Here is a 6,399-nt window from a genome sequence, read left to right as displayed (position 1 = left end):
GCCCGGCGTATGAACGCGTCGAAGTCGTCGATCGTGCCCAGGTCCGGGTGGACCGCGTCGTGGCCGCCCTCCGGGGAACCGATCGCCCAGGGCACGCCGACGTCGTCGAGGCCCGCGGACAGGGTGTTGTTGGGGCCCTTGCGGAAGGTCGTGCCGATGGGATGGATCGGGGGCAGGTAGACGACGTCGAAGCCCATCTCCGCGATCGCGGGCAGGCGTTCGGCGGCCGTACGGAAGGTTCCGTGAGGCCGCTCCGGGGTGCCCTCCGAGCGCGGGAAGAACTCGTACCAGGCTCCGTACAGCGCCCGCTTGCGTTCCACGAGCAGGGGCAACGGCAGCGAGCGGGTGAGGCGTTCACGCAGGGGGTGCTCCGTGAGGGCGGTGTCCACCTCCGGGGTCAGGGCGGCCGCGAGACGGGCGGCCGGCGGCCGGGACTCGTCGCGCAGGGCATTCGCCGCGGCCAGCACCGCGTCCCGGCCCGCTGTATCCGGTACTCCGGCGGCGGCCCGCTCGTGCAGAGAGGCGCCCTCCTCCAGGACCAGCCCGAGGTCGATACCGGCCGGGACCTTGATCTCGGCGGAACGGCGCCAGGCCGCGACGGGATCGGTCCATGCCTCCACCAGGTAGGTCCAGTGGCCCACTTCGCCCGGTGTGACGTGGGCGCCCCAGCGGTCGCTGCCGGGGGCGAGTTCGCGCATCGGCGTCCACGGGCCGAGGCGGCCGCTCGGATCGCGCAGTACGACATTGGCGCCGACGGCGTCCTGGCCCTCGCCGAATACAGTGGCGGTGACCTGGAGGGTCTCGCCGGAAACCGCCTTCGCGGGCCTTCTGCCGCACTCGACGACCGGGCGGACATCCACGATCGGGATGCGGCCGGTGTCCGGGTTTGCGTCCATGCGTTTCGCCTCCGCCGTCCTCGAGCCCCACTTGTGGTTCGCGTGACTGAGCCCAGCCTGCGCTTCAGATCCGTGCCGGAACGTCCCGCAGGTAGTGCTCGGCGGCGTCCGCGGCCTCCCGCGCGCAGCGCTTCCCCATCAGGACGCACAGGGTGTATCCGGTGTTCTCGAAGTTGCCCCGCACCACATGGTCGGCGGGAGCCGCGAGCAGCAGGCGTTCCCAGGCCCGGTATCGCTCGAGATGCCTGGCGACCTCGGCTTTGGCAGGCAGCAGCATCACGCTGGTCACCTTCCCACTCTCTCGACCGCGCACGGCTGGCCGGGATGGCGGGTGAGGGCCGTGCACGCAGGGACTCCGGTCCGTTACAGAAGTCAGAGCCCTCACCCATGGTGCCCGCACCGCCACCGAGCGTCTTGTTGGGTCTTCAACCACATTGGGAGGTGCTCTCGTGTTGCACCAATGGAGTAGTGCTCTCACTCTGGGACTGACTCAGAAGCGATCAGTGCTCACGCTTTGTGATCGGGGCTCGGCCCGCGAGGGCGAGGAGAAGCGGGAGCTTCGCCGTGAGGAGCCAACGACGATGAAAGCTGCAGTGCCCTGCTATTACCACCTCGACGTAGAGGTCAGCCCGGAACGGGTCGGACAGGTCAGGCGCATTCTGGCCGCGCACCTCCGGTACTGGAACCTGGAGATTCTCGTCGAGTCCGTCTGTCACTGTGCCGAAGCTCTGCTCCACACCATCGAGGAGCACGCGGCGGACAAGAACACGACCATCGAGATGTGGTGGAACGGCCAGCACCTCATCGCCGCCGTCTCGGACAACAACCAGGACATCCGCCCGCACAACGCGCCGCAGGGCTGCCTGGCCCAGATCGCCGCGCTGAGTGACGGCTGGGGCTGCTGCGCCACAGGCGCCGGCGGCAAGATCATCTGGTTCTCGTGGCGCGCCCGGGCCGCCGAACGCGCGCCGCTGGTTCCGGCCGCACCCGTCCCCAGCCTGCAGGAGGCGCGCCAGGCGCCCCGCGAGGCACCGCTGCCGGAGCCGGCGCTCGCCGGCCTCCGTGAGGATACGGAGGCTGTCGCAGCCGTCGGGTGATCCCCTGCCGGCATCGAGGCCGTGAACGCCCTGCGGTGATCGGGTACGCACCGGAAGCGGTACCCCGAGCCAACGGGCGCGGCCATCGACGGCGGAGGAGCCGACTCTCCCCGCTCACCGAAGTCGCCGAACGCGTCGATCGCATCATGATCGACGCGTTCGGCGACTCTCGTACGTCCGCTTATCCCGCCGCACCATGGGGAGTTCGCCGAGGCCCCGCCGGGCAGCGCGGCGCGTGCCACAATTGCGCCGTGGATCGGGGGATCCTCGAACGCGAGCGCGAGCTCGCCCAGCTGGCTGCCGCCGCGCGCGAAGCGGCCGACGGCGCCGGGTCCGTGGCGCTCGTCTTCGGCGAGGCCGGTATCGGCAAGTCCAGCCTGGTCAAGGCCCTGCCCAAGGTGTTGCCCGCCGAGGCGCGCGTGCTGTTGGGGGAGTGCGACGACCTCGCGACGCGACGGCCGCTCGGGCCGTTCCGTGACCTCGTGGGAAGTGTCGGGCCGGATCTGGCGCGGGCGCTCACCGAGGGTGGCGACCGCCATCGGGTGTACGACGCCCTGCGGGTCGAACTGAGAACGGCGCCGCATCCTGCGGTACTCGTCGTCGAGGACGTGCACTGGGCGGACGAGGCCTCGCTCGACGCCCTGCGCTTCCTCGTCCGCCGGGTGGAGCGGCTCCCGGCCGTACTGGTCCTGACGTACCGGGACGACGAGTTGGGCCGTGCACACCCGCTGCGCCATCTGCTCGGCCAGGTCTCCCGTGCCGAGCGCGTGCACCGCCTGCCGCTGAATAGGCTCTCCGCGGCGGCCGTACGCCGACTGAGCGCCGCCAGCCGACTGGATCCGGCCGAGGTGTACGAGGTGACGTCGGGCAACCCGTTCTTCGTCGCCGAGGTGGTGGCGGCCGGCGGGACCGGGGACGTACCGCCGACCGTTGTGGACGCCGTACTGGCGCGCCTGCGAGGGCTGGACCACGGCACTCGTGACGCGCTGGAGCAGCTGGCCGTGGTGCCGTCGGCAGTGGAATTCCCGCTGGTCAACGCGCTGTTGGCGGAAGGGATGACCGCGCTGACGGCTGCCGAGCAGCGCGGCCTGCTCGTCGTCACTCCGCAACGGGCGGGCTTCCGGCACGAGCTGATCCGCCGTGCGATCGCCGACTCCCTCCCCGCCGCACGGCGGATGGAGCTGAACCGGCACGTGCTCGCCGCGCTCGTCGCCACACCGGACTGCGACGCCTCCCGGATCGTCCACCACGCCGCCGAGGCGGGCGACGAGGAGGCGATCGCGCGCCACGGGCCCCATGCCGCCCGCGACGCCTCCCGGGCCGGCGCGCACCGCGAGGCCGCCGCGCACCTGCGCCTCGTCCTGAGGCAGCGCAAGCGCTTCGCCCCGGCCGAACGGGCCGACCTCCTGGAACGCTACGCGGTGGAGAGCTACACCATCGCTGACTCCGCGGCTGCCGTCCACGCCGAGCGGGAGGCGGTCGAGCTGCGCCGGTCCCTGGGCGACGCGCGGGCCCTCGGCGCGGATCTGCGGTGGCTGTCGAGAATCCACTGGTGGGCCGGTGATGCCGAGGAGGCCAGGAAAGCCGCGCGGGAGGCCATCGCGGTACTGGAAGAGGCCGGGGACGACCGGCTGCTCGCGCTCGCCCTCAGCAACACCGCCCAGCTGCACATGCTGTCCGACCGGCACGCCCAGGCGGTCGCCTTCGGTGAGCGCGCCATCGACTTGGCCCGCCGGGCGGGAGATCTGGAGATCCTCGCCCACGCTCTCAACAACGTCGGCGCCGCCCGCTGGAGGGCGGGGGACCCGCTGGGCCGTGCCCAGTTGGAGGAGAGCCTCAAGGTGGCCCTCGGGGCAGGCGAGGTCGAGCACGCCTGCCGGGCCTACGCCAACATCATCTGGACTCTGCTCGAAAACCTCGACTACGCGGAGGCGGACCGTTTTCTGGCACCGGCCATGGATCTGGCGGACCGGGCGGAACACCTCGGCTTCCTCAGCTATCTCCAGGTCGAGCTGGCCATGCGCCGACTCGCCGCCGGGGCCTGGGACGAGGCCGAGAAGTACGCCGAGCTGGGCGCACACGATTTCGTGCCCGCCCGCTGCCCCGCGCTGACGGTGCTGGCCCGGGTGCGGGTGCGCCGCGGCAGCGGTGGCGGCGACGAACTGCTCGCACAGGCCTGGGAGATCGCCGTGCGGAGCAGCGAGCTCCAGCGCACCGGACCGGTCGCGGCGGCCCAGGCCGAGTCCGCGTGGCTGCGGGGCGATCACCGGGCGGTGGTCGCGGCCGCGGGCCCTGTCTACGCCGAAGCTTGCCGACTGGCCTCCGTGCCGCACCGGGCGGAGCTCGGCTACTGGCTCGCCAAGGCCGGGCACCTGGTTCCGGCGGATGGTTCGAAGCATCCGTACACATTGCAGACCGCGGGTCACTGGCGCGAGGCGGCGCAGGCCTGGGAGGCGGCGGGGTGCCCGTACGAGCACGCGGCCGCCCTCGCCGAGAGCCCGCACCCGGACGACAAGCTCACCGCGCTCGCCGCTCTGGACGCCCTGAGCGCGGAGCCGCTCGCCCGTCTGGTCCGCGGGCAGCTGCGCGCGCTCGGGATGCGACGGATCCCGCGGGGTCCGCTCGCGGTGACCCGGGAGAACCCCGCCGGCCTCACGGAACGCCAGGTGCAGGTCATGCGGCTGCTGGCGGAGGGGCTGACGAACCCGGAGATCGCCGACAAGCTGGTGGTGTCGGTGCGCACGGTCGACAACCACGTCTCCGCCGTACTGGACAAACTCGGCGTCCATACCCGACGCCAGGCCGCGGCCCGTGCCGTGGAGCTGGGCATGTTGCCAGGCCGCTGAAAGGTAGGTAGCCGCCCGGAGCGAGCTGGGTGGCGGGCACGGATACCTGCGGAGCGAGGAGCCGGACTAGAACAGGCGCATCGGACCCATCGGAGGGAGACTGGCAAGGGAGCCCGGATACGGGACCCCGGAACCGGTCCCCGGACACGGGGGATGCACATGGCGATCACACCGGCACAAGCGGCACGTCAGGAACTGACGGGATTCAAGGGGCAGTTGATCGGACCGGAGGACTCCGGGTACGACGAGGCCTGTACCGTGTACAACGCGATGATCGACCGGCGGCCGGCCCTGGTGGCGCGGTGCACCGGCCCCGAGGACGTCGCTCAGGTCATCGGCTTCGCCCGCGACCACGGCCTACCGCTCGCGGTGCGCGGCGGCGGCCACCATGGAGCGGGCCTCGGAACGTGTGACGACGGGGTAGTCCTCGACCTCTCCCCGCTCAAGGACGTCGAGGTCGACCCGAACGCCCGCACGGTACGGGTCGGCGGCGGCTGTGTCTGGGGCGAGGTCGACCGGGCCACCAACGCGCACGGCCTGGCCACACCGAGCGGCATCATCTCCACGACGGGCGTCGGAGGCCTCACGCTCGGCGGCGGTATCGGGCACCTCACCCGCAAGTGCGGGCTGACCATCGACAACCTGCTGGAGGCCGAGCTCGTCCTGGCGAACGGTGAGCGCGTACGCGCGAGCGCCGACGAGAACACCGACCTGTACTGGGCGATCCGCGGTGGCGGCGGCAACTTCGGCGTCGTCACCTCGTTCCTGTTCCGGCTGCACGAAGTGAGCACGGTCGTCGCCGGTCCCACCTTCTGGCCCGTCGAACTCGGAGCCGAAGTCCTCGCCGCCTACCGCGATTTCCTCCCGCACGCGCCCCGTGAGCTGAACGCCTTCTTCCTGTTCGGCTCCGTCCCGCCGGGCCCGCCGTTCCCGGAGGAGATCCATCTGCGCAAGGTCTGCGGCGTCGTGTGGTGCCGCGTCGGGGACGACACGGACGCGGCGGCGAGGGAGATGGCTCCTCTCCTGGACGCCCTGCCCCAGCCGCTGCTGCACGGTCCCGCGCCGATGCCGCATCCCGCGATCCAGTCCGCGTTCGACGGGGTCTACCCGCCCGGGGACCAGTGGTACTGGCGCGCGGACTTCGTCAACGACATCCCGGGCGACGCGGTCGATCTGCATGCCAAGTTCGCCGCCGAGATGCCCACGTGGAAGTCGACGATGCACCTCTATCCCATCGACAGCGCCGTCCACGACCTCGCTCCGACGGACACCGCGTGGAGCTACCGCGACGCCCGCTGGGCATCCGTCTTCGCGGGCGTGGACCCCGACCCGGCCAACGCCGACGTCATCAGGCGTTGGAGCGTCGACTACTCCGACGCGCTGCACCCGTTCTCCGCGGGCGGGGCCTACGTCAACATGATGATGGACGAGGGCCAGGAGCGCGTACGGGCCTCCTACCGCGACAACTACGCCCGCCTGGCGCGGGTCAAGGCCGACCGTGACCCCGGCAACCTGTTCCGCCTCAACCAGAACATCGAGCCGGCGGTGCAGGTCTGAAGG

The 6,399-nt window shown here is 71.5% G+C and carries 4 protein-coding genes and 1 pseudogene; 3 read left to right on the top strand and 2 right to left on the bottom strand.

The window, feature by feature from the left end:
- On the bottom strand, positions 1–896 hold an 896-nt coding region (locus tag ACZ4RZ_RS40500; RefSeq protein ID WP_467752411.1), incomplete at its 3' end, for a maltotransferase domain-containing protein.
- 85 nt (positions 897–981) lie between these two features.
- A pseudogene (locus tag ACZ4RZ_RS40495) lies at positions 982–1,173 on the bottom strand (DUF5133 domain-containing protein); the annotation flags it as partial.
- 304 nt (positions 1,174–1,477) lie between these two features.
- On the opposite strand from ACZ4RZ_RS40495, the gene ACZ4RZ_RS40490 reads away from it, so the two are divergent.
- The 3 genes from ACZ4RZ_RS40490 (at position 1,478) to ACZ4RZ_RS40480 (ending at position 6,396) form a co-directional block, all read left to right on the top strand.
- Entirely contained in the window at positions 1,478–1,993 is a 516-nt protein-coding gene (locus tag ACZ4RZ_RS40490) for a pep a2 (RefSeq protein ID WP_467752409.1), read from the top strand.
- A gap of 251 nt (positions 1,994–2,244) precedes the next feature.
- Entirely contained in the window at positions 2,245–4,839 is a 2,595-nt protein-coding gene (locus ACZ4RZ_RS40485; RefSeq protein ID WP_467752407.1) for an ATP-binding protein, read from the top strand.
- A gap of 159 nt (positions 4,840–4,998) precedes the next feature.
- Positions 4,999–6,396: an FAD-binding oxidoreductase gene (locus ACZ4RZ_RS40480; RefSeq protein ID WP_467752405.1), complete on the top strand. Its 1,398-nt coding sequence runs from the start codon at positions 4,999–5,001 to the stop codon at positions 6,394–6,396.
- The last annotated feature ends 3 nt before the right edge of the window (positions 6,397–6,399 follow it).

Source organism: Streptomyces sp. NPDC027189 (assembly GCF_055566975.1).
Note: the sequence above shows the minus strand (reverse complement) of the source record. Positions and strands in the feature narration are given on the sequence as shown.